The 2644-nt window shown below is 71.2% G+C and carries 2 protein-coding genes; both read right to left on the bottom strand.

Annotated elements, in window-relative coordinates:
* Positions 1–820 (bottom strand): winged helix-turn-helix transcriptional regulator (locus AOK15_RS39675; RefSeq protein ID WP_055523915.1); only part of this gene is annotated, 820 nt, incomplete at its 3' end.
* A gap of 262 nt (positions 821–1082) precedes the next feature.
* Complete coding sequence (locus AOK15_RS39670) at positions 1083–2450, bottom strand: PhoX family protein (protein ID WP_055523913.1); 1368 nt, start codon at positions 2448–2450, stop codon at positions 1083–1085.
* Positions 2451–2644: the final 194 nt, after the last annotated feature.

Below are 2644 nucleotides of genomic sequence, written 5' to 3'. Positions count from 1 at the left end.
GGGCACTCGGGATGGTCGACAGGTCGGGGCGCGCGGGCCCCGTCCCGTACGACGGTTGACCTGAGGCCGTGTCGAGGGTGTCGGGGGCGGCCAGGCGGTAGCCGATGCCTCGTACGGTGCTGATCAGGGTGCGGCGGGTGTCGGCCAGTTTGCGGCGCAGGGTGCAGATGTGGGACTCGACCACGTTGGAGCCGGCGTCGAAGTCGTGGCGCCAGACGCGGTCGAGGATCTCCTCCTTGCGGACCACCTCGCCCGCACGGACCGCGAGGACATGCAGGATGTCGAACTCCGTCATCGTGAGCGGGACATCGCGTCCGCGCAGGAGGACGCGCCTGCTCTCCGGGAGCACGTGCAGCACCGGGCCGGTGGCGGGAGTCGGGGCGGGGACCCGGGAGGCCGCCGGAGCGAGCTCGGGGGCGCGGCGTCTGTTCATCAACACCCTGACCCGTAAAGCGAGTTCGGCCGGACGGCAACCCTCGTGGACGTAGTCGTCGGCCAGGCTCAGCTCTTCCGGCCTGCAGGTGCCGTCGGTGAGGAGGAGGATGCCGGGGCGGTGCGGCTCCCGGCGCAGGGCGCGGGCCAGGAGCAGGGCGTCCCAGGAGGTGCCGGACGAGCCGACCGCCAGCAGCGCCACGTCGGGCGCCTGCTCCCGTATCTGCCGCAGCGACAGGGTGCCCGCACCGCCCCGCGGGAGCGTGACGCTCATCTCCGCCGCGCGCAGGTGCCGGAACAGGCGGAGCGCCTGCGACGGGGTCGGGTGGGCGACGAGGACACGTGTCGTCCCGTCGCCGCTGGACACCGGAGTGGGGGGTGTGTCCATGAGGTTCGTTCACCGGTCCATGTCGAGCGGGTGTCACGGTGCCGCCCGCGTCGTGAGCTGTCGTTCCACGTGGAGGAGCGGTCACGGCCAGTGAACCCGGAACGGGTCAGAAGGGCGTCAAAGGATCCTCCGGGGAAGGACAGAAAAATCTACGCGGGGAGCACGGACCTGCGGATACGGCCCCGGACATGCGAGAGGGGGGGGCGGACGCCCGCAGGCGCCCGCCCCCTTCCGTACAGCCGGGTCGCGTACGACCGTCATCTCACGTACGGCGCCACGGCCCCGTCACCGCGAACGTCGTGCCCGGCGTGTAGCAGTTGACGTACATCGTGCGCCCGTCGGGTGAGAACGTGACGCCCGCGAACTCGCCCCACTCGGGTTCCGTCGGGGTGCCGATGTTCTGGGCGTTGCGGGCCATGGCGTAGACGTCGCCGCGGCGGGTGACGCCGTACACGTGCTGGGTGCCGTTGCCGTCCTCGCAGACCATGAGGCCGCCACTGGGCGCCAGGCAGATGTTGTCGGGGGACTCGCCGGGCAGCTGGATGTCGGTGTCGGGGCCGAAGACGATCACCAGGGTGAGGGTGCGGTGGTCGGGGTCGTAGCGCCAGATCTGGCCGTAGTGGTCGGCGGCCGAGCCGTCCGAGCTGCGGGCGAAGGACGAGACGAAGTAGACGCAGCGGCCGCCCCAGTAGCAGCCCTCCAGCTTCTGGGCGTGGGTGATGCCCTTGGGGCCGAAGTCCTGGTGGCGGATGGCCGTCGTGGTGGCCAGCGGGTCCGGGACGTCCACCCATTCGATCTTCTCGAAGCAGGCGCCCGTCTCCTGGATGGAGGACAGGTCGGGGACCCCCGGCACCCGCATCGCCTGAAGACGGCCGCCCGCGCGCAGGGAGCCCAGACCGCCCTTCGGCCGGTCGGGGAGGAAGCGGTAGAAGAGGCCGAAGGGCCGCTCGAAGGCGTCCTCCGTCTCGTAGACGACGCCGCGCCTCGGGTCGACGGCGATCGCCTCGTGCTGGAAGCGGCCCATCGCCGTGAGCGGGACGGCGCCGGAGCGGTGCGGGTCGGCCGGGTCGACCTCGAAGATGAAGCCGTGGTCCTTGGTGTAGCCGTTGGTGCCGGCCCTGTCCTCGGTCTCCTCGCAGGTCAGCCAGGTGCCCCAAGGAGTCGGACCGCCCGCGCAGTTGACGGCCGTGCCGGCGATGGCGACGCGTTCGGCCAGGACGGTGCCGCGGGCGTCCAGCGTCAGCGCCGTACAGCCGCCCTTGCCGGCCGGGTCGTAGGTGAGGCCCTCGACGGTGGGGACCGGGATACGGCCGGTGTGGCGGTTCTCGTGGTTGCGGACCAGATGGACGCGGTCGTGTCTGCCGGCGAAGGCGGACATGCCGTCGTGGTTGCTGGGGACGCGGCCCTCACCGGAGCGGAGCTGGTCGCCCTCGCGGGAGAGAACCTGGTAACGGAAACCTTTCGGCAGGTCGAGCAGGCCGTTCGGGTCGGGGATCAGCGGGCCGTAGCCGGTGTGGCCGAGGTCGCTCTGCGCGGCCGCAGTGCCCGCGAAGAGTTCGGACAGGGCTCCGGTGAACGCGATGCCGGCTCCCAGTGCACCGGTGCGGGCGAGGGCCTGACGTCGAGTCACTGACACGGGACAACCTTCCTGTTGGCGGACAGGATGTGACCCGCCTGTGTGTATCACGGGGGTACGGCCGCGTGAACCACGCGCGTAGAAGGTGTTCCGTAGGTATCACTCGGTCGGCGAGTGGTTATCGGGTGTGACGGGTGGGAAGTGGGGGGCGACCGGTGGGGCGTCCGGAGTCCGGTGGGGCGCAAGCG

The organism is Streptomyces ossamyceticus (genome assembly GCF_001418475.1).
GTDB classification, from domain to species: Bacteria; Actinomycetota; Actinomycetes; order Streptomycetales; family Streptomycetaceae; genus Streptomyces; species Streptomyces ossamyceticus.
This window is presented reverse-complemented; position numbering and strand designations above follow the sequence as displayed.